At 42.1% G+C, this 280-nt stretch carries 1 pseudogene; it reads left to right on the top strand.

The annotated features are described in order from the left end of the window. Positions 1-15 precede the first annotated feature (15 nt). A pseudogene (locus GQ589_RS12080) lies at positions 16-280 on the top strand (hypothetical protein); the annotation flags it as partial.

Genomic DNA, 280 nt, shown 5'->3' with positions numbered 1-280 from the left:
AAACAGGTGTATCCAGTGCACACCCATAACCCCGATAAAATGCAAGGCATTATTTTTGAACGTATGGAAAGTATTGGTACTGCTGGTGTCGCCAGAATATTGGAAGGATATCGCTGGCAGGATGAAGTCACTTTAAAAATTCAAATGAAAGCGCGTAATGGCTTATCTAAAAAGTACGATGCAGACCGTCGAAGTTCTCCCCACTTGTATGGTAATAACGTGCCCCAAAAATTAGCTGAGTTACATAAACTGTTTGACCGGATTAAGCCGCGCGATGATT

The organism is Gilliamella sp. Pas-s27, from assembly GCF_009795865.1.
Taxonomy (GTDB): Bacteria; Pseudomonadota; Gammaproteobacteria; order Enterobacterales; family Orbaceae; genus Gilliamella.
The sequence above is the reverse complement of the archived record's forward strand: the minus strand, read 5'-3'. Positions and strand labels throughout refer to the sequence as shown.